This window comes from Mycobacterium sp. MMS18-G62, from assembly GCF_053877835.1.
In genome coordinates this window covers 620257-639719 of record NZ_CM132662.1, presented here as the reverse complement: position 1 = coordinate 639719, position 19463 = coordinate 620257, and the positions used below count along the sequence as shown (strand labels likewise).

General features: G+C 64.5%; 16 protein-coding genes. 12 read left to right on the top strand and 4 right to left on the bottom strand.

All coding sequences use genetic code 11. The features are described from left to right. Position 1: 1 nt before the first annotated feature. The 8 genes from ACWW36_RS03125 (at position 2) to ACWW36_RS03090 (ending at position 8634) form a co-directional block, all read left to right on the top strand. Complete coding sequence (locus tag ACWW36_RS03125) at positions 2 to 1111, top strand: acyl-CoA dehydrogenase family protein (RefSeq protein WP_456140152.1); 1110 nt, start codon at positions 2 to 4, stop codon at positions 1109 to 1111. A 22-nt stretch (positions 1112 to 1133) separates the two neighbouring features. Further along, the gene (locus ACWW36_RS03120; protein WP_456140151.1) at positions 1134 to 2336 is read left to right on the top strand and encodes an acyl-CoA dehydrogenase family protein; all 1203 of its coding nucleotides are present in this window, start codon (positions 1134 to 1136) and stop codon (positions 2334 to 2336) included. After that, complete coding sequence (locus ACWW36_RS03115; protein ID WP_456140150.1) at positions 2333 to 3820, top strand: class I adenylate-forming enzyme family protein; 1488 nt, start codon at positions 2333 to 2335, stop codon at positions 3818 to 3820. Before ACWW36_RS03120 ends, ACWW36_RS03115 begins: the two co-directional genes overlap by 4 nt. A gap of 6 nt (positions 3821 to 3826) precedes the next feature. Continuing rightward, positions 3827 to 4861, top strand: a complete 1035-nt coding sequence (locus ACWW36_RS03110; RefSeq protein WP_456140149.1) for an acyl-CoA dehydrogenase family protein — start codon at positions 3827 to 3829, stop codon at positions 4859 to 4861. Between the two features lie 18 nt (positions 4862 to 4879). Then, on the top strand, positions 4880 to 6085 hold the full coding sequence (locus ACWW36_RS03105) for an acyl-CoA dehydrogenase family protein (protein WP_456140148.1): 1206 nt from the start codon (positions 4880 to 4882) through the stop codon (positions 6083 to 6085). Then, a complete protein-coding gene (locus ACWW36_RS03100) occupies positions 6082 to 6504 on the top strand; it encodes a hypothetical protein (protein ID WP_456140147.1) in 423 nt (140 codons plus the stop codon). Before ACWW36_RS03105 ends, ACWW36_RS03100 begins: the two co-directional genes overlap by 4 nt. 82 nt (positions 6505 to 6586) lie before the next feature. Continuing rightward, positions 6587 to 7819 carry a CaiB/BaiF CoA transferase family protein gene (locus ACWW36_RS03095; RefSeq protein WP_456140146.1) on the top strand — a complete coding sequence of 411 codons (1233 nt, stop codon included), beginning with the start codon at positions 6587 to 6589 and terminating at the stop codon, positions 7817 to 7819. A 38-nt stretch (positions 7820 to 7857) separates the two neighbouring features. Then, positions 7858 to 8634 (top strand): enoyl-CoA hydratase/isomerase family protein, encoded by a 777-nt coding sequence (locus ACWW36_RS03090; RefSeq protein WP_456140145.1) that lies wholly within the window; start codon positions 7858 to 7860, stop codon positions 8632 to 8634. Positions 8635 to 8644: 10 nt separating this feature from the next. Here ACWW36_RS03090 and ACWW36_RS03085 read toward each other — a convergent pair whose 3' ends face one another. Both ACWW36_RS03085 and ACWW36_RS03080 read right to left on the bottom strand, forming a co-directional pair. Continuing rightward, positions 8645 to 10129 carry a FadR/GntR family transcriptional regulator gene (locus ACWW36_RS03085; protein WP_456140144.1) on the bottom strand — a complete coding sequence of 495 codons (1485 nt, stop codon included), beginning with the start codon at positions 10127 to 10129 and terminating at the stop codon, positions 8645 to 8647. A gap of 119 nt (positions 10130 to 10248) precedes the next feature. Further along, entirely contained in the window at positions 10249 to 11241 is a 993-nt protein-coding gene (locus tag ACWW36_RS03080; protein ID WP_456140143.1) for an NAD(P)H-dependent flavin oxidoreductase, read from the bottom strand. 129 nt (positions 11242 to 11370) lie between these two features. Here ACWW36_RS03080 and ACWW36_RS03075 point away from each other — a divergent pair, with 129 nt between their 5' ends. From ACWW36_RS03075 to ACWW36_RS03060, 4 genes are all read left to right on the top strand, one after another. Beyond that, positions 11371 to 11592 (top strand): zinc ribbon domain-containing protein, encoded by a 222-nt coding sequence (locus ACWW36_RS03075; protein WP_456140142.1) that lies wholly within the window; start codon positions 11371 to 11373, stop codon positions 11590 to 11592. A gap of 284 nt (positions 11593 to 11876) precedes the next feature. Further along, the gene (locus tag ACWW36_RS03070) at positions 11877 to 13055 is read left to right on the top strand and encodes an amidohydrolase family protein (RefSeq protein WP_456140141.1); all 1179 of its coding nucleotides are present in this window, start codon (positions 11877 to 11879) and stop codon (positions 13053 to 13055) included. A gap of 105 nt (positions 13056 to 13160) precedes the next feature. After that, positions 13161 to 14303, top strand: a complete 1143-nt coding sequence (locus tag ACWW36_RS03065) for an acyl-CoA dehydrogenase family protein (RefSeq protein WP_456140140.1) — start codon at positions 13161 to 13163, stop codon at positions 14301 to 14303. Between the two features lie 102 nt (positions 14304 to 14405). After that, entirely contained in the window at positions 14406 to 16016 is a 1611-nt protein-coding gene (locus ACWW36_RS03060) for a class I adenylate-forming enzyme family protein (protein ID WP_456140139.1), read from the top strand. Positions 16017 to 16141: 125 nt separating this feature from the next. On the opposite strand, the gene ACWW36_RS03055 is transcribed toward ACWW36_RS03060, so the two are convergent. Both ACWW36_RS03055 and ACWW36_RS03050 read right to left on the bottom strand, forming a co-directional pair. Beyond that, positions 16142 to 18586, bottom strand: coding sequence for a CoA transferase (locus ACWW36_RS03055; protein WP_456140138.1), 2445 nt, complete (start codon positions 18584 to 18586; stop codon positions 16142 to 16144). Continuing rightward, complete coding sequence (locus ACWW36_RS03050) at positions 18471 to 19460, bottom strand: SDR family NAD(P)-dependent oxidoreductase (RefSeq protein ID WP_456140137.1); 990 nt, start codon at positions 19458 to 19460, stop codon at positions 18471 to 18473. Before ACWW36_RS03050 ends, ACWW36_RS03055 begins: the two co-directional genes overlap by 116 nt. Positions 19461 to 19463: the final 3 nt, after the last annotated feature.

Sequence of the window (19463 nt, the reverse complement as noted above, 5' to 3'; positions counted from 1 at the left end):
AATGACAATGACGTTGACGGCCGAACAGTTCGAGCTCGGGAATGTGGTGGGCCGCTTCCTCGCCGAGAAGGCGCCGATTGAGTCGGTTCGCAGCTGGGCTGAATCGCCCGATGGGCTCGATGCCGACGTGTGGACTCAGATGGCCGGCCAGCTCGGTCTGCAGGGACTGGCCATCCCGGCGGATTTTGGCGGCTCGGGTTTCGGCCCGGTCGAGCTCGGTGTGGTGCAGGAGCAGCTCGGGCGCGCATTGCTCCCCGGGCCCTTCTTCGGCACCGTCGTGTTGGCGGGGCAGGCTCTGGTCGCAAGCAAGGACGAGGCGGCCATGCGCCGCTGGCTACCTGGCATCGCCGATGGCACGTTGACCGCCACGGTCGCCGTCAGCGAAGGGCGAGGTCCGACGATCGCAGAGATGGCCACGACGGCCCAGCGCAGCGGTGAAATTTTCGAGCTGACCGGCATCAAGACGCTCGTCGTCGACGGTGACTCGGCCGCGTTACTGCTGGTTGCCGCCGAGGGGCCAGACGGCCCAGCGCTTTTCGCGGTCGACGGCGACGCCGAGGGCGTGGTGAGACGGCGCCTCGACGCGCTCGATCCGACCCGACGGCTCGGACGCATCGAGTTGACCTCGGCCCCAGGCACTCAGGTCGGGCCGACCGGCGAAGAGTTCCTTCGGCAGGTGCTGGCTCTCGCCACCGTCGCGCTTGCCGCCGAACAGGTGGGCGGCGCCTCGGCCTGCCTCGATTCGTCGGTTTCCTACGCTGGCAGCCGCGTGCAATTCGGCAGACCGATCGGCTCGTTCCAGGCCATCAAGCACAAGTGTGCGGACATGGTGGTCGCGGTCGAGGCCGCCCGCTCGGCGTCGTTGCACGCGTGTGCGGCCGCTGCGGGTGACGACGTCGACGAACTGCTGCTCGCGGCGGCTGTAGCCGGGTCCTTTTGTGCCCCTAGCTACACCAGTGCGGCCAAGGACAACATCCAGATCCACGGCGGCATCGGCTTCACATGGGAGCACGACGCGCACTTGCACCTCAAACGGGCCAAGTCTGGCGAACGGCTACTCGGCTCGCCCACGCACCACCGGTCGCGACTGGCCGATCTGGTCGGCATCTGACCGTGCGTCGAAGGAGAACCCGATGAGCATCACCGAATACGCCGCCCGGCATTCATCAGAGGCCTCGGATACCGAGACCGACGACGAATTCCGTGCGCGGCTGCGAACGTTCCTCACCGACAATCACCCCGGCCGCAGACCAAGCGACCCCGACAAGCGGCTTGCCTGGCAGAAGGATTGGCTGGCAACTCTTTTCGACGCTGGCTTCGCCGGACCCGCGTGGCCGCGGGAGTACGGCGGGATGGATCTCAGCTTCAGCAAGCAGGTTGTCTACCAGGAAGAGTATGCCAGGGCACGGGTGCCGGGACCTCTCGCGACCGGGCTCGGCATCGCCGGACCGACGATCGTCAAATACGGGTCGCCGGAGCAGAAGCAGCGCTGGCTGAGGCCGATGCTGCGGGGTGAAAAGGTCTGGGCGCAAGCGTATTCCGAGCCCGAAGCCGGGTCCGACCTGCCCGCGCTCAGGACGACCGCGCGCCGAGACGGCGACGAATATGTCGTCAACGGACAGAAGGTGTGGAGTAGCCGCGCCGAGATCGCGGACTTGCTGTTCACCTTGGTGCGCACGGGTTCGCCGGATGCGCGCCAGCGCGGCATTTCCTACCTGATCATCGACGCGCACGCACCAGGTGTCACCGTCCGACCCGTGCGCGACCTCACCGGCGGGGCCGACTTCACCGAGATCTTCTTCGATGACGTGCGAGTGCCGGTCGCCGACCGGGTCGGGGAGGAGAACGACGGCTGGAAACTGGTGCGCACCAGTCTTGGACACGAGCGCGCCGCGGGTGCGATGATCCAGGCCACGCAGTACCGGCGCGTGCTCGACGAGTTGATCGCCCTGGCTAAGGAACTTGGTGCCGCCGCTGATCCTCTTGTCCGCGAACGTCTTTCGCAGTTCGAGGTGAGGGTGAGGATCATGCGCTACACGGGGATGCGCACGATCTCTGACATCATCGCCCACGGCGAGCCCGGTCCAGCATCGTCGACGTCTCGCCTGTTCAACACCGCCTTCGAGCAGGAGCTGCACGAGTTCGCCGTGGATCTGCTCGGTGACGCCGGTGTGCTCGGCAGGACCGATCCGGATGCCGTGCAGAAGGGTCGCTGGGTGTGGGGCTTCCTGCGCACCCGCGCATCGACCATCGGTGCGGGCACAGCAGAGATTCAACGCAACACCATCGCCGAGCAGGTTCTTGGCCTTCCACGCGATCCCGCGATGCCCCGATGACCGACCAAGACACCGTTTCCGGCGTCCCGCCGAAAGGCCCAGAACGTCAGCAAGCGAGCCATGTCCGCAGTGTCGTGGAGATGACCGCCGAGACCGCGCCGACGGCCGTCGCGATCGTCGAACTGGACGGCCGGTCCTGGACGTTCGCGGACCTCTCGGAGCAGGTCGCTCGGCACGCCGCAGAAATCCCGGAAGGCGCCCGCCGGGTCGCGGTGCACGCCGGCAACGACAACGACAGCGTGGCCCGCATTTGCGCGGTATGGCAGCGCGGTGCGTCGGCGGTCCTCCTCGGCGCCCTGCTGCCCGACGCCGAGGCCGAACGCCGTGTGCGTGAGACGTTCTGCGACGCGGTACTCGGCAGGCAGGGTGTGAGCGCGACGTTGGCGCCCGGCCAGTCGCCCGCCGAACCGGACGAGGCCCTCGTCGTGTTCACATCGGGCACCACCGGTAGGCCCAAAGGCACGGTGCTGACAGTCGATGCCCTTAGCCGCTCGCTGCAGGGCATCGCGCTGGGCAGCGGGCTCCCCGAGCAGGGGCGTTCGCCGGCTGACCCACCGCGCCGGCTGTCTCCGATGTTCACCCCCATGGCGCACATGGCGGGGATGCTGGGCGTCCTGTCCGGGTGGTATGTCGGCAAGCCGGTGCTGATCGTCCCCAAGTTCGACGCCAAGGTCGCGTTGCGGCTGGTCGACGAGTTTGGCGTCAACGTCCTCAAGCTCACCCCTGCGATGGTGTACGACCTCGCCCGCTGGCCCGAACAGCGCGACCTCGGCGACGTGCGGTCGGTGACCGTCGGCACCGCCGCGATCCCGGACGCCACGCGAGTGGAATTCGAACGTCGGTACGGGCTGCCGGTGCTGCGCAATTACGGGCAGACCGAGTTCTCCGGCGCGATCGCCTTCGAACGTTCCGACGACGTCGCGGTAGGCCGACGACCCGAAGGCACCGTCGGCCGGATCGCGCCGGGGGTGGAGGTGCGCATCGTCTCGCCGGACGGCGCGGATCTCGGCCCTGGGGAGCTCGGGGAGATCGTCGCCCGCGGTGGAGGGTCGATGGCCGGTTACATCGGCGAGGACGGCCGTCCGATCTCGCCGGGGCCGCAAGGTTGGGTGCACACCGGCGACCTCGGCACATTGGAAGCCGATGGGTTCCTTTTCGTTCGCGGACGCCTGCGAGAGATGTTGATCTGCGGGGGTTTCAACGTGTACCCCGCCATAGTCGAGGCGGCGCTGAACAAGCTCCCTGGAGTCGTCGACAGTGCGGTCGCCGGTGCGCCCGATGAACGACTGGGTGAGGTGCCGGTGGCTGTCGTGGTCGCCGACGACGAGTTGGGGCCGATCGCAGGTCTGCAGACCGCGTTGCGCAATGAGCTTGCGCGCTATGAGATTCCGCGCCGAATCGTCCAAGTGCCCGCCCTGCCGCGTACCGAGAACGGCAAATTGGACCGAGCCGGCGTGCTTCGAATGGTCACCTCTGGAGATTGAGAGTCAATGGATCCGTTTGAGTTGCGACGGCTGGACTTCAGCCTCGACGAAGACCATGAAGCGATACAGGAAGCCTTTCGCGCGTTCTTCGTCAAAGAGTGTCCGACGTCGGTGGTGCGTTCCGCCGAGCCGCTGGGCTATGACGCGCAGTTGTGGAGCAAGTTGCTCGCACTCGGTGTGGCGTCGATGCCGCTGCCGGTGGAGTCCGGTGGCGACGGGGCGGGCATTGTCGAACTCAGCTTGGTCGCTGAGGAACTCGGCAGGGCGCTCGCACCGGTGCCGCTGGTGGAACACATGGTGGCCAGCCGCCTGCTCGCTGCCGCCGGCGGCGCCGATGACATCGTCGCGGACGCAATGGACGGCAGCCGCATCCTCGGTCTGGCGTTTGCGTCGCTCTCGGCGCCGACGATGGTCTCGAGCGCGGCTGCTGCCGACACCATCGTGGGACTTGACGGCGACGAGCTGGTGACGGTGACCGCCGACGGCGACCGCGCCCTCCTCCCGAACCAGGCATGCCTGCCTTACGCCATCGTCGATGCGTCGGCGGAGAAGCGATCGTCCTTCGCTGCCGACGGCCGTGCACTGTTCGCGCGCGCGGTACGCGAATGGAAGGTCCTGGCAGCGGCGTCACTGATCGGGCTCACCGAGGGCGCACTGGGGCCAGCGCTGGAATTCGTCAAGAGCCGTCGCACGATGGGTGTGGTCATCGGCACACTGCAGGGCGTGTCATTCCCGCTCGCCGACGTGGCGATCGGCATCGCCGGTGGGCGCAACCTCTTCCGGCGGGCGGCGTGGTTTCTCGACCACGACCCAGACGTCGAAACGGGGCTGCAGTTCGCTGCTCTTGCGTACGCGGCACAGGTCGCCACGCACGGCGTCACCGTGGCCCAGCATGTGCAGGGTGGTCTCGGGTTCAGCGTCGAAGCCGACGCGAGCCTGTATTTCCTTCGCGCCAAAGGCTGGGCGCTTGCCGGCGGCGATCCTCGCAGGGATGCGGCGCGCGTCGGCGAGCTCCGGCTGACGAGCGCGGCGACACGCTGACTTCGGAGAGGACCGACCGTGGATTTCAGCATCATCGAACTCGATGACGAGCACCGCTCCCTGCAAAAGGAAGTGCGCGCGTTCGTCGACGAACACCTCACCGACGAGGTGCGAACCAACGAGCATGCCACCGGTGACAACTTCGACGAGGGCGTTCACCTCGCGATGGGGCAGCGAGGCTGGATCTTCCCGGAGTGGCCGGCCGATCGCGGCGGAGCGGGACTCGACCCGCTGGGCGCCCGGATCGTCGAACTCGAACTGATGAAAGGTGGGCTGCCGTGGACGTTGTGGGAGACCACGCGCTGGGTGATTCTCGCCGTTGAGAAGTACGCTTCCGACGCGCTCCGCGACGAGGTGCTCGCTGGTGCCGCGGACGGCCGCGTGCGTTGCTGCCTCGGCTACACCGAGCCTGACGGGGGTTCCGACATTGCCGGCGCCAAGACCAGGGCGGTGCGAGACGGCGACGAGTGGATCATCAACGGCGCCAAGATGTTCACCACCGGCGCCCATTTGTGTAAGTACACCTTCTTGATCACCAGAACCGATCCCAGCCTGCCGAAGCACAAGGGGCTGACGATGTTCCTGGTGCCCCTCGACGCGCCGGGTATCGAGATCAAAGGCCTGCGAGCGTTCAGCGGCGAGCGCACCAACGCCGTGTTCTATGACGAGGTCCGGATCTCTGATGACTACCGCATCGGCGACGTCAACGCGGGCTGGGCAGTACTGCACGGACCGCTGGACGTCGAGCACGGTGTCGGTGCCGATGTCACTGGCTTGAAGGACATTTCAGCCGGGGTCAACTTCGCCCGTCAGATGCATTGGACGCTGGACGCGGTCACCGCATGGGCCAACACTCCCGCACCCGACGGCACCCTACCTGCGGACGATCCCGTGGTGCGCTACCGCATCGGTGCAGTCGCGGTTCAACTCGAGGCCGCACTGCATACTCCCGGGCCTGCGGGCAAGGTCAAATGTTCAGAGGCGTTGAACGACGGTGCCGCCGAATTGCTCGATCTCCTTGGCCCGGTGGGGCTTCTGTCGTACGGGGCGACAGGCGCGATAGCCGACGGCCAGGTCGATTTCGCGCACCGCTACGCCCAAGGCGCGGCGACCTACGGTGGAACGAACGAGGTTTTCCGGAGCCTCATCGCCGAGCACGAGCTGGGCCTGCCGCGCGCGGATTTCCCCGGCAGCCGAAAGTTCCTCACGGGTTCGGGATCGTGAACGCGCCCTCCGATCGCGTCCGGTGGCTGTTCGACGTCGACGGCACGCTAGTAGACGGTGTCACTGGACGCTCGCTGCGGCCGGGTGCCCGTGAGCTTCTCACGGCGCTTCGCGAGGGGGGCGTCGCGGTGCTCCTGTGGAGTGCCGGCGGAGCCGAATACGCCCGGCGCAGGGCCAACGACACCGGCATCGGTGATCTTGTCAACGCGGCGTTCGACAAGGTGCGTGACGATCCGGCAAAGCCATGGGACCTACCCGCCGAACTGGTGGACGGACCACCCGCGGTGCTGGTCGATGACATGCCCGAGGACGTTCCGCAGGTGGGCGAGGTGGTATCTGTGCGGAGGTATCTCGGACCGAACCCGCACGACACCGGACTGCAGCCGCTGCTGCGTCGGATCCAGGGCGTCGGCAACTGACAGGCCTCTGTGGTGGGGCGAGGCGAGCCTGTAGGCTGCCTCATATTTCGTGTACTCAATGACGGGGAAGCGAGGCGGTTCTATGCATCGTCCTATGGAGGGCGTACGGATCCTAGAGGTGGCTCAATTCACCTTCGTTCCGGCCGCAGGGGCCGTTCTGGCGGACTGGGGAGCCGACGTCATCAAGGTCGAACATGCCGAGCGTGGCGACGCGCAGCGCGGGCTGATTCGGTTGCTCGGTCTTGACGTGGCGAGCAATGGAACATCGTTCTTCCCGATCATGGAAGGGCCCAACCGCGGGAAACGCAGCGTTGGGCTAGCGCTGGAAAAGCCCGGCGCGCGCCGCGTCCTCAAGGAGCTTGTGCGCACAAGCGACGTGTTCCTCACGAACTTCCTTCCGGAGGCACGGGCGAAGCTCGGCATCGACGTCGCCGACATCCGCGCGATCAATCCCGACATCATCTATGTGCGAGGCAGCGGGTTCGGCGGACGCGGGCCCGACGCTGACAAAGGCGGTTACGACCAGACGGCCTTCTGGTCGCGTGGCGGCAGCGCCGAAGGGTTGGGCGGCCCCGACGCGGACAGCGTGCCGCGGATGCCCGCCGGCGCCTACGGCGATTCGATCGGCGGTATGACGATCGCGGGAGGCATTGCCGCCGCGCTCTATTCGAGAAAAGTTACCGGTGAACCGTCGGTGCTGGACGTATCACTGCTCGGCGTCGGCGCATGGGCCACCCAATTCTCGATCAACCTCGCCCTGCTCGGAGGTGGGCCACTTCCGTTGGCCGAGAAGCCGAAGCACGGCTCGGCGACCAATCCGCTCGTCGGCGCCTACAAGACCTCGGACGGCCGCTGGGTGGAGCTCTGCATGCTGCAGCCTGGGCGTTACTGGGGTGAGTTCGTGACCAACGCCGGGCGGCCGGACTTGGCTGGCGACGAGCGGTTCGACACCACCGAGAAGCTGATGGCCAACGCCTCGCAGGCCGCAGAACTGGTCGCCGAGATCGTCGGATCCCGGACGCTGAAAGAGATGACCGACGTGCTTGAGCGAGGCGAGGGCCAGTGGTCGATCGTGCAGAACGCCTGGGAAGTCGGGAACGATCCTGCGCTGCGTGAGGTTGGCATGATCGCGCAAGTCGTCGACGCCGAAGGGGTGCAGCGCGAGCTGGTGGCCAACCCGGTTCAGTTCGACGAGATGCCGGTGTCGATCACCCGCGCGCCACAGTTCGCTGAGCACACCGAGGACGTCTTGAGCGAGCTCGGTCTCACCGAAGACGAGTTGATCCAGCTGAAGATCGACGGCGCGGTGACCTGACCTCGCCAGGTGAAGTGCACCTATGAAAGGGCCGGTTGATGACCGACTACCAATTCCTGCGCTACGAAGTCCCGGCCCCTCACGTTGTGCGTGTCGTCCTGAACCGGCCCGAGGTCGCCAACGCATTTCACAGCGGACTGATGGCCGAGTTGGAAGATGCAGCCGGTCGGATCGAGCGTGATCCTGACGTCCGCGTCTGGCTCCTCACCGGCGCTCCGCGGCGCGACGGGCGACCGTGCTTCAGCGCCGGACTGGACCTGAAGACCGCGGGGACGGACAAGCCCCGTGGACACGTGGTGACCAATCAGATCGATGACATGCTCACCCCTTCGATCGCGGTGATCGACGGCGTATGCACCACAGGAGCCCTCGAACTGGTTCTTGCCTGCGATCTGCGCATCGCCGCCGATACCGCCGCGATCTCGGATATGCATATGCCTCGCTTCGGCCTCGCACTCGGGGGTTGGGGCGGCCCGGCGCGGCTCAGCAGGCTGGTCGGGCAGGACAAGGCGAAGGAGATCTTGCTGCTTAACAGGACGTTGGACGGGCCGGAAGCGCAGAGCATCGGTTTGGTCAATCTGTGCGAGCCTGCCGCGAAGCTCGACGAGGCCGCTCTCGCCGTCGCAACTCATGTCGCGAGCCTTCACCCCGAAGGGGTTCGAACCATGATGGGCTACTTCGCTGTGGAGTCAGATCTGAGCAAGCGGGACGCGGTGCAGTGGTCCCGGCTGTCCGCGAGATTTCCGGGGTTCAGGGGACGGCCGCCTGCCGACGTCGCCGCCGATTTCGCGACCGAGAATCGCCGCGACGAATAACCGCTCCCGATCAGTGCCACCAGTGATCGAGCGCTTCCAGATGGCGGTGCATTCGGTGCTGTGCGAGCGGAAGGTCGCCGGCAGCGATGGCGTCGAGGACACGCTCATGGGCGTGCGCTGCCGCCATCGTGGCTGACCGGTCCTCAGAGGGCGCCGGGCGGGTGAAGTGGCGATCCCACACCGTGAGCAGGATGCGCAGGAACAGGGACAGCACGGGGTTTCCGGTCAGCTCGGCGATTCGAAGATGGAAATCGTGCGACAGCCCTGCGACCTCCTCCGGAGGTGTCTGACGATCCACTCTCTGCGCTGCGTGAAGCTCCATCATCAGCCCGGCGTCGGTGTTGCGCTGCGTCAGCAGTCCGAGGGCGCCTAACTCGAGCGCCTCGCGGACCACGCGCAGTTCCTCCGCCTCGACCTTCTGATAATCGAGGTACACCGCCATCGCGTCGATGCTGGCGGACGGGTCGGGGCTGGTCACCACGAGGCCGCCATACGGCCCGCGGCGCATCCGGGCCACCGAGTGGTATTCGAGGAGCCGCACCGCTTCCCGGAAGACCGATCGACTGACGTCGAGGCGGGCCTGGAGTTCGGGTTCGGAGCCGAAGATGCCTCCGACCGGGATCTGACTGGCCGAGATTTCAGCCATGAGTTGCCGCGCGACAGCCTCTGCCAGCTTCTGCGTTCCTCCGTTGGCAGGGATGACGAGCTCAGAGGTGCTGCGGCGCTGTATCGGATCCTGTCGCGTAGACAGCAGCCAGTCACGTAACGCGTGCAGATGCGTGAGGCAGCGATGCTCGGCGAGCATCGCGTTTCCCGCGATGATGGCCTCGGCGATGCGTTCGTGGGCCCTGTCGGCTGCGTCCCTGAGATCCTTGGCAGTTTTCCCGACAGGTGGGCGCGGAATGCTCGCGTAACGGGACGTGAGCTCCACGAGGACGTCGATGAAGATACCGATGACCCTGTTGCCGCCGATCTTGCCCAGGAGGTTGTGCAGCGGGTCGCGGTTGTCGGGTGTCAGCTCCCCGGAAGACCGTTCCTCGACCAGAGTCTGGCGAAGAGTTTGAATGTGGTCCTCGGTGAGGTGCTGGGCGGCGAGACGTGCGGCCAGCGGCTCGAGAAGGCATCGAACCGCAAGTAGGTCCTCAACGGTCGTGCCTACGTACTCCAGGTAGACGACGACCGCGTGGGTCAGCGCGCTGGCATCGGGGGAGCGCAGGACCAGACCGCCGTATGGGCCGCGCCGCATCACCGCAAGTCCGTGGTGCTCGACTAACCTGATGGCTTCACGCAGCACGGCGCGGCTGACCCCATAGCGCTCACGCAGTTCGGATTCGGAAGCGTAGATATGCCCGACCGGCAGGTTGGCTTCGAGAATGTCGTCCTCTATCCGGCGGGCTGTCCTGCGCGCCAGTTTTACCTCGTGCGGGCGACCCCGGCTGTTAACATCCCTGCTGTCCACCACCGCCGGGACAGGCAGCCCGGCATCTGCGGTCATGGTCGCGCTCCTGTTCTCCAGACGGCATTCGAGGATACGAACCCGACGACGAGGTCGTACCCCAGACTACTCCGCGCGTCGCGGTTGAGTGCACTCTATGTGGAGACGTCTGGCTGTTGCTATGCCAGGGCTTGGTCGACCAGACGGGCGACCTCGGCCATGTCCGGGACCGCACACGCAGCGACGTACTCCGCGCGCAGCCTTCCCACGAGCTGGGCAACCGAGGGAACGTCGGTGATCAGCTCGATCCCTTGGCCGGCGCTCCACAGATTCTTCCACGGCTTCACGTGCTTCGGCAGGTGGTCGTGACGCATGGCGCCGGCGGGAGGCGGCAGGTCGTCGGGGTCGAGGTCGAGGGCTTGCATCGAGTCCACCAACCAGTTCGCGGGGACGCCGGAAATGGCGCCGGTGTAGCGCAGCGCCGACGATCCACCGTTGACGAGCATCTGCTTGTATTCCGGTGCGGCGTTTGACTCCTGTGTGGCGATGAAACGGGTGCCGAGGTACGACAGGTCGGCACCGAGAATTTCGGCGGCACGGACTGCCGCACCGGTTGTGATCGCGCCGGCCATGATGATCGTCCCGCCGAAGAATTCCCGAATCCGGGGCACCAGTGCGAGATGGCTGACCGTGCCGGAGTGCCCGCCGCCACCGGCTCCGATACACGTCAAACCGTCCGCGCCGGCCGCCGCGGCGCTCTCGGCCAATCGCACGGATGTCACGTCGGCCCAGACCACGCCGCCACGGTCGTGCACGTGCTTGATCAAATCGGCCGGGTTACCGGCGGCACTGATCACGATCTTCACGTCATGGCGATCGAGCAGATCGAGATGTTGCTCGAGCACATCGGGGGGCAGGTTGGTTGCGAGGTTGACGGCGAGCGGTCCGATCCGCGCGCTCGGATGAGCGTCGCGATGGGCGTCGAGGTCTCGCCGGATCTCGGTGAGCCAGTCGTCGAACTGCCCGAGCGTGCGCACATTGTGCCGTGGCAGGCCGCCGACCAAACCTGCCTTACACGCTTCGCGGACCAACGCTGGGCCGCTGACGAGAAACATCGGCGCACAGACGACGGGCAGCGTCAGTCGCTCACGAACGTGTGAGGGGAGTGCCATAACCGCCTTCCGCGAGGACGCTCAGACAAAGGAGCGATCTAAAGGATACTCTATAGCGGTCGCGGCTGATCGTCAGCGGGCGTCAATGCGTATCCTCAGTGCATCCTCATTGCCGACCAAAGGGGCGTCGTGTACTCCATCCCGCTTGTGGACTATTTGATGCTCGACGACGCGCCGTATCTCGTCGCGAATGAATGCACACACTGCCAGGCACGGTACTTCGACCGGCGCAGCGGCTGCGCCAAGTGCGGCGGACGAGACTTCCGCAGCGTTCGGATCGCAGACACCGGCATACTGCGCACCTTCGTTGGCTCCCGTCGGATGCGTGCAACGGGAAAGTCATTCCTCTAGATAAATATTCATTCAATACTTCGGCGCCGCCAAAGGCCTAACAGTTGAGTTCGTCCATGTGCCCGGCTTGTCGTGCGGCGATCGCCATGCGTCGGAGCAGATTTCGCGAGTTGCGTGAGTATCGATCCATGGCCGGTGATGTCACGAGTTCCGTTATCGACTTGAGCCACGCGACGGGCTACTATGCGTCATAAAGTACACTAAATTAGCGCGGAGCCGCTAGATATGAATCGGATGAGCTACGGCCGAGTTAGCCCGTGCAGCGCGGCACAGAAAGGGTCACCATGCCTTTGCAGGATCATCACCAGATCGTTTCGGTCGACGATCATTTGATCGAGCATCCACGTGTGTGGCAAGACCGCTTGCCGGAGAAGTTTCGCGAGGCCGGACCCAAGATCGTCGAGGTCGATGGCCAGCATCTGTGGTCGTACGACAACACGCTTTATCCGACGATCGGGCTAAACGCCGTCGCGGGCAAGCCGATAGAGGAGTGGGGCACCGATCCGGTGCGCTACGAGGACATGATTCCGGGCTGCTATGACCCCGCGGCCCGAGTCAAAGACATGGACCTCGACGGAGTGCAGGCGGCGTTGTGCTTTCCCTCCTTCCCGGGATTCGCCGCGGGTACGTTTCACCGGGGCAACGATCGCGAGCTGGCCCTGCTGTGCGTGAAGGCGTGGAATGATTTTTACATCGACGAGTGGTGCGCGACGGCGCCCGACCGGTTCATCCCGCTCGGTTTGCTTCCGATCTGGGATGTCGATGCCTGCGTGATCGAGGCTGAGCGGTTGGCCTCGAAGGGGGCGCGCACCGTGTCGTTCCCCGACAGCCCGGTGCCGCTGGGTCTGCCATCGTTTCATTCAGACCATTGGGACAACCTGTGGCAGGTGTGCTCCGAGGCGGGCATGCCGCTGTCCCTGCACTTCGGTTCGGGCGGTTACGTACCGGGATTTTCTTTCTCGGGGATGAGCGCTTCGCAGGCCGATCTTGCTAAACAAGACGTTTCGGCGCCTTTCGCGGTCGCGATTGCGCTGTTTGCGACCAATCTCATGTGGTCAACAGTGGACTTGCTGTTCTCTGGCAAACTGCAGAAGTTCCCGAACCTGCAGATCTCGTTATCCGAGGGCGGTATCGGTTGGCTGCCTTACATTTTGGAGCGCACCGACTACGTGTGGGAGCGTCACCGCTACTACCAGCCGATCGATTTCGACACGCGCCCTTCTGATCTCTTCCGGTCCCATTTCTGGGGCTGCTTCATCGATGATGAGCACGGATTGGCCAACCGCCACACGATCGGCGTTGACCGCATCACCTTGGAGATCGACTTCCCGCACTCGGATTCGAACTGGCCGAACTCGCGCAAGCGTGCGGCCGAAGTGCTCGCCACGGTGCCCGACGACGAATGTGCGCTCATCGTCGAAGACAACGCGCGGCGCATGCTCAACTTCCCGCGGGCCAGTTGATCCCCGCGCGCCAGTTCATTTGAGGACACTTTAAGAAGCCGCCGCCAGCGGCGTGCGCGATGCGCGCCGTCGGCGACGGCTCCTTGGACGAGAGGGACGACGCCGATGAAACGCCTGATTTACGAAGCCGAACACGAGCAGTTGCGCGAGACCACCCGCGAATTCATCGAGCGTGAGGTCGCACCCCACGCGGACAAGTGGGAGGGCCAGCGCATCGTCGACCGAGAAGCATGGCTGGAAGCGGCCAAGTACGGTCTCATCGGCTTCAACATGCCCGAGGAGTACGGTGGCGGCGGCTCAGACGACTTCCGATTCAACGCAGTCATCGCCGAGGAAATAGCCAAGTACGGCGGCCCCGCGCCGGCCCTGGGCTTGCTCAACGACATCGTCGGACCATACTTCAAATCACTGGCAACCGAAGAGCAAAAGCAACGGTGGCTTCCCGGGATCATCGCCGGAGAGTCCATCGTGGCGATCGCGATGTCAGAACCAGCCGCCGGCAGCGATCTGGCCGGGATCAAGACGGCCGCCAAGCGAGACGGCGACGACTGGATCCTCAACGGGTCAAAGACTTTCATCTCGTCGGGCATCAACAGCGACCTGGTCGTCGTGGTGGCTCGAACCGATCCCGACGCCGGTCACAAGGGATTCACGTTGTTGGTCGTGGAGCGCGGGATGGAGGGCTTCACCCGCGGCCGCAAACTCGACAAGATGGGCCTTCACGCGCAGGACACCGCCGAACTGAACTTCGACAATGTCCGGGTACCCGCGGCCAACATGCTCGGCGAAGAGGGCCGCGGCTTTTACCATTTGATGTACAACCTGCCGTCGGAACGGTTGGGGATTGCCATCTCGGCGATTGCAGGGGCGCGCGAAACATGGTGCCAGACTTTGCAGTACGCAAAGGACCGCACGGCGTTCGGGCAGCCCATCGGACATTTTCAGCACAACCGTTTCCTGTTGGCAGAGATGGACACCGAACTTGAGATCGGCGAGCAGTACGTCGATCGCTGTCTGCGTGCGGTGCTCGATGGCGAGCTGACCGCTATCGAGGCTGCGAAGGCCAAGTGGTGGTGTACGGAGACGGCCAACAAGGTGATTGACCGTTGCGTGCAGCTGCACGGCGGTTACGGCTATATGACCGAGTACCGGGTCGCAAAACAATACGCCGACTGCCGGATACAAACCATCCTTGGCGGCAGCACCGAAATCATGAAGGACATCATCGGGCGGGATCTGGGTCTGTAGACCTCGCTGGCCCGGTGTGCGCTTGGGGACAACAGGTTGCAATGAGCTGTAAGCAATCTCGCAACAGTGCGATGTGAACGACGGTGAGGGAGTGCCCCGGGGATGGCCCAGTCTGAGATCGCGTCCGACCGTGTCGGCCTGCGGCCCAGGTGGTATGCGGAGAGCTTCTACTCGGCGAGGACGTGCATCGACGCCTTCCTCGACGCAGTGGCGGTCCATGCGCCGGTGCCGATAGTCTTCGCGAGCCACCGGAACGAAACGTGCCACACCGTCGGCCGGATACACGCAGCGGCGATGTCGGTCGCCGCCGGACTGCAGAGGTTGGGCATCCGGGCCGGGGACTCCGTTGCCGTCCAGTTGACCAACCGTCTCGAATGCGCGATCGCCTATCAAGCGGTACTGCTGACCGGTGCCGTTCTGGTCCCGATCGTGCACATCTACGGGGTGGCCGAAGTCGAGTTCATCGTGTCGGAGTCGCGGGCGAAGGCACTCATCATGCCTGGGAGGCATCGATCGACGTCGTATGTCGATCGCATTCCTCGACTTTCGCAGCTTCCAGGTCTCGATCACATCGTCGTGGTGGATGCCATGCAACCTGATCGCAGCGGACTGGACTGGTCCCAGATCGCTGCCGATCGGCGCGACTACGTCGCGCCGCCCACGGTCGGGGCCGATGACGTATGTGTGCTGCTCTATACCTCGGGTACCGTGTCAGCCCCCAAAGGTGTTCAGCACAGCCACAATTCGTTGCTCGCTGAGCAGGCCACCCTGCCCGGCCTGCTCGGAGACGGACCCGACGATGTCCATCTGGTCAATTTCCCGGCCGGCCATGTGGGAGGAATGAACTCGATGCTGCGGCCGATGATCAACGGCACGCGATCTGTGTTCCTCGACCACTGGGATCCCGAGCTCGCCGCAGAACTCATCAGCAGGTTCTCGGTGACCTCGACCTCTGGGACGCCGTTCCACCTCCACGGGCTGTTGGACGTTGACGACGCGGCGGTCAAGTTGGCGACTCTTCGACGATTCCTCACGGGCGCGGCCACCGTGGGGAAGGAGGTCGGCGTTCGCGCGGAAGCGGCTGGGATTGCCACGTTCCGGTGTTACGGGATGACCGAGCATCCGACCGTTACAAGTGCCTCTGCAGACGACCCGCTCGCCATCCGCATGGGTACCGACGGGGTGCCCATGCGCGGCTGCGCGGTGCGGATCGTGAATGCCGAGGGAATTGACCAGCCGACGGGGGTCGACGGCGAAGTCGTGGTGCAGGGCCCGGACCAATTCATCGGCTACCAGGACCCGGCGCTCGACGCGGAGGCGTTCACCGCCGACGGCTGGTTGCGCACAGGGGATCTGGGTCGACTCGATTCCGAGGGGCGACTGACGATCACCGATCGCATCAAGGACGTCATCATCCGCGGCGGCGAGACCATCTCATCCGGTCAGATCGAGGACGTGCTCGATGCACATCCCGCTGTGGCAGAGGCGGTCGCGGTGGCTGCGCCCGATCCCCGCTATGGCGAGGTGGTGGCGGCGGTCGTCGTCCTGCGCACCGGCGCCGAACTCGACTTGGCCGAACTCCAGCGGCATTTCGCGGCCTCGGGGTTGGCCCGACAGAAGACACCCGAGCGGCTGGTGGTGGTGGACGCCCTGCCGCGGACCGCAGCGGGCAAGGTGCGCAAAGCCGAGATCCGTAGCGCACACTTCCGATAGCGGCGACTGCTACTTCCTGCTCACGGGCAGGAGATCCCAATCCCGGCGCAGGGGGCCGCATTTGGCACATTCGCCGCTGAGGGCCTGACCGGTGTCGAGAACGCCGAACGAACACGGCGACCGCGTCACTTACCTGCGATGACGCCGTCGCCTCGTAACTTGTCGATTTCGGCTGTCGTGTAACCGAATTCCGCCATGACGGCACTGGTATGTTGGCCCGCGATGCAGCCTCCGTTGGCGTCGGTTGCCGAGCGGCTGAAGGTCACCAAGGGGGCTAGCCTGTGATGTTCGTCGAAGATAGGGCTGGTTGCGATGGTTGTGAACTGTTCGAGGAGGCCCGGGTCTGTTTGGAACTTCTGGGACGGGTTCTCCTCGGATACTGCGACGCAGCCGACGTTGAGGTCGCACATCAGGGACTCCCAGTACGTCGCCTTTCCTTTTGAGAACACGCAGGCAAGGGCCTCCTGCAGAGCCTCACCGTTGGTGCTCCTGAGCTTCTGGGTCGAAAACCGTTCGTCGATGCCGAGATCGGCGTAGGGCTGTAGTGCGATGGTCAATGCACGCCAATCTGCTGCGCTTGGTGCGGCGAGAAAGATCGATCCTTCCGACGCCTCATAGCGTCGATACAGCGGACCGAATCCATTGCTGCCTGAGTCGACTGAAGGTGCCGGCGGGCGTCCCGCGTAGTCGGTGACCCAGTGCGGGAGCACATGGGTCATCGATGCAAGCATCGTCGTCGTGAAATGGCAAGCGCTACCGTGGCGTCGGCGCGCGACCAGTCCAAGCAGCATCGCTGACGCCACACCGACTGCCGCGAGGGCGTCACCCTGGATGTCGGGAATTCCAGCAGCGGTGTTCAGTCGAGGCGCGATCGCCATGATCTCGTCCATCGAATCGGTGGCTTCGAGGGCATCAGGAACATTGGTCAGTGCGAGACCCCCAGCGGCACCAATACTTGAGGCATAAGCCGGGCTGCCCGCAGAGGGGCCGTCGGTTCCGTAACCGCAGGCATTGAGATAGATCAGGTCGGGTTTGATTCTCCGCAGTGTGGGCTCATCGATACCGAGACGGGCTGCGGCACCAGCTCGAAATGATTGCACGACAATGTCTGCGCTGGCGATAAGGCGATGAGCGATGGCGCGGCCTTGCTCGGAATGAAGATCGATCTGCACACTTTCCTTGCCTTGCATCACTTTTGCGCCGGTGACCTCCGGAAAAGGGAGAAGGTTGCGAATCTGGTCGCCATCGAGGCTTTCGACCTTGATCACGCGGGCCCCTAGATCTGCCAGCAGGCTTGAGCCGTAAGGTGATGCGAACATTTCGCCGAACTCGACGATGGTGACGCCTGTCAATGCGGTTGTTGTCGCGGGCTCAGCGTTCGATGAGGGCGATGTCCTGATCATCGACTTATCCACCGCGGCATGAGCATTGAGTGCGGGCGGCGCGCCTAATGTGAGCAATGGCTGGCCGTTGTTGTGGACGAGCGTGGACGGTTGCGTGACTGCACCGTAGGTACCCGTTTCGACCGTGATGGTGCGGCCGTCGTGAAGCAGCTGAGGATGCTGAAGGATTTCCGGACCCTGACGGAAGATTTCGGCGCTGATATCTGGGCGCTGAGCGAACACCTCGCGCCACTCGGCGAGTGTTCGTTCGCGCACCTTGGAAATCAGAATCCCCCAGAATTCACGGCGTAGATCCGCGCTCTCGAGGTCTGGGAAGCCTTGCCACTTCGGCTCTGCCAACAGCTCGGTGAGTCCCAGCTCGCTTAGCATCGCACCGAATAGTGAGGGTGAAACCTGCGCGAATTGCAACCAGTGGCCGTCTTTAGTGGGAGCCGTCAGCAATGCGAACAGTACCGGACTGCGCGGCTCGCCGTCTTCGCCCCAGGCATCTACTGCGGGGTAGGCATCGGGCCATCTCAGAGAAGCGAGTTCGCTGAACCAATTCCACGTATCGATAGCGAGCGCGCCGCGGACGAGATCGGTTTCTAGGCTCTGCCCCAGGCCGCTGGACTCACGTTCCAGCAGCGCAGCAAGGATGCCATGGACGAGGGCATGCGCCGCGCCGTAACTGGCGTACGGGACGGCAATAAAGCTGGCGCACGGCGGGTTCTGCATACGTCGCGCTGCGAACATCAGTCCGGTTTTCGCCATCACGAGACCTTCGTAACCCATCAGGTTTCGCCATGGACCTCCGCTTCCCCAGCCCGTCAGCGACGCTGCGATGAGATGCGGATATCGTGCCTCTAGTTGGGCTGAGGTCATCCCCGTGAGGCTGGTCTGCGGGCGCCCGGCCTCCACAAGAATGTCGGCAGTTTCGAGCAGCTCGAAAAGTCGCTGACGGTCAGCATCGCCGCGCAGATCGAGCTCGATGCTCTGCTTGCCGCGGCCGAGCATGGGCCATCCGGCTTGCTGGCGCAGAGTGCAACCACCAGGTGGCTCGACGATGACAACTTCAGCGCCGCTGTCGGCGAGAAACTGCGTCGCCATGGAGGTTGCCGCAGTGGGATTGACCTCGACCACTCGAATGCGTTGCAGTGGCGGGGTGATGTCGCAGGCCAAAGTCGTCAAGGCTGGATCTCCTTTTATCCGGGATTTCAGAGAAACTTTCAGCGTCCGAGTCTTTCGAGCTCAGGTAGCCCAAGCGCTGTTGGTCGGCGTCGCCGACATCTCCCATAGCTTCGATGACATCTCGGTGTCTCGAGCTTTGCGGCGCGGCAGTACGGGCGCGGGGCGTTCCCCATTGGTGTGCCAGCCCGCGGGGTGCGAAATAGGTACCGCTGGGCAGGGTGGTGGTGACAGCTGCCAGGGTCGAGCGTGCGCCATCCGCGAGGGTCTGAGCGAACAGCGGCCCACAGAACTGCCCGAACAGCGCCGCAACCCTATTCGCGTCACGGAATATGTCGGTTGCAACGCTCCCAGGATCGGCCGCGTAAGCAGTTCGGCCGCGGCGGGCCAGTTCGTGGACGAAGAGCATGTTGGCGAGCTTCGACTCGGCGTAGGCCGAATAGCTTGAGTATCGGCGCCTTTCGCGGTTGAGGTCATCGGCGTGAAGACGGGCGAACTGGTAGAGACTGCTTGTCACACAGATTATTCGGTTCTTGATGCGCTCACCGAGTAGACAAGTCAGGGCGAAGTGCCCGAGATGGTTGGTGCCCATATGTGCCTCGAACCCGCCTTGTGTGCGGGTCGGAGGTAAGCCAAGGACCCCGGCGTTGTTGATCAGGATGTCGACTTCGTCTGCCGCTTCGGCGAACTTGTGGACACTGGCAAGGTCGGCCAAGTCCAGCCGCTGTACCTCGACGTCGCCGTACATCGCCTCCGCAGCCGTCCAGCCGTCATCGACTGCGCGGCAGGCGATTACCACTTCGTGACCGGCGGAAGCGAGTGCCGATGCTACGGCCTTGCCGACGCCACGGTTGCCGCCGATGATGATGATCCTCACGCC

Excerpts from the sequence above, each read along its gene's own strand:
- ACWW36_RS03125 (WP_456140152.1), top strand. The coding sequence starts at position 2 with ATGACAATGACGTTGACGGCCGAACAGTTCGAGCTCGGGAATGTGGTG.
- ACWW36_RS03120 (WP_456140151.1), top strand. The coding sequence starts at position 1,134 with ATGAGCATCACCGAATACGCCGCCCGGCATTCATCAGAGGCCTCGGAT.
- ACWW36_RS03090 (WP_456140145.1), top strand. The coding sequence starts at position 7,858 with ATGACCGACTACCAATTCCTGCGCTACGAAGTCCCGGCCCCTCACGTT.
- ACWW36_RS03070 (WP_456140141.1), top strand. The coding sequence starts at position 11,877 with ATGCCTTTGCAGGATCATCACCAGATCGTTTCGGTCGACGATCATTTG.
- ACWW36_RS03065 (WP_456140140.1), top strand. The coding sequence starts at position 13,161 with ATGAAACGCCTGATTTACGAAGCCGAACACGAGCAGTTGCGCGAGACC.
- ACWW36_RS03085 (WP_456140144.1), bottom strand. The coding sequence starts at position 10,129 with ATGACCGCAGATGCCGGGCTGCCTGTCCCGGCGGTGGTGGACAGCAGG.
- ACWW36_RS03080 (WP_456140143.1), bottom strand. The coding sequence starts at position 11,241 with ATGGCACTCCCCTCACACGTTCGTGAGCGACTGACGCTGCCCGTCGTC.
- ACWW36_RS03110 (WP_456140149.1), top strand. The coding sequence starts at position 3,827 with ATGGATCCGTTTGAGTTGCGACGGCTGGACTTCAGCCTCGACGAAGAC.
- ACWW36_RS03095 (WP_456140146.1), top strand. The coding sequence starts at position 6,587 with ATGCATCGTCCTATGGAGGGCGTACGGATCCTAGAGGTGGCTCAATTC.
- ACWW36_RS03115 (WP_456140150.1), top strand. The coding sequence starts at position 2,333 with ATGACCGACCAAGACACCGTTTCCGGCGTCCCGCCGAAAGGCCCAGAA.
- ACWW36_RS03060 (WP_456140139.1), top strand. The coding sequence starts at position 14,406 with ATGGCCCAGTCTGAGATCGCGTCCGACCGTGTCGGCCTGCGGCCCAGG.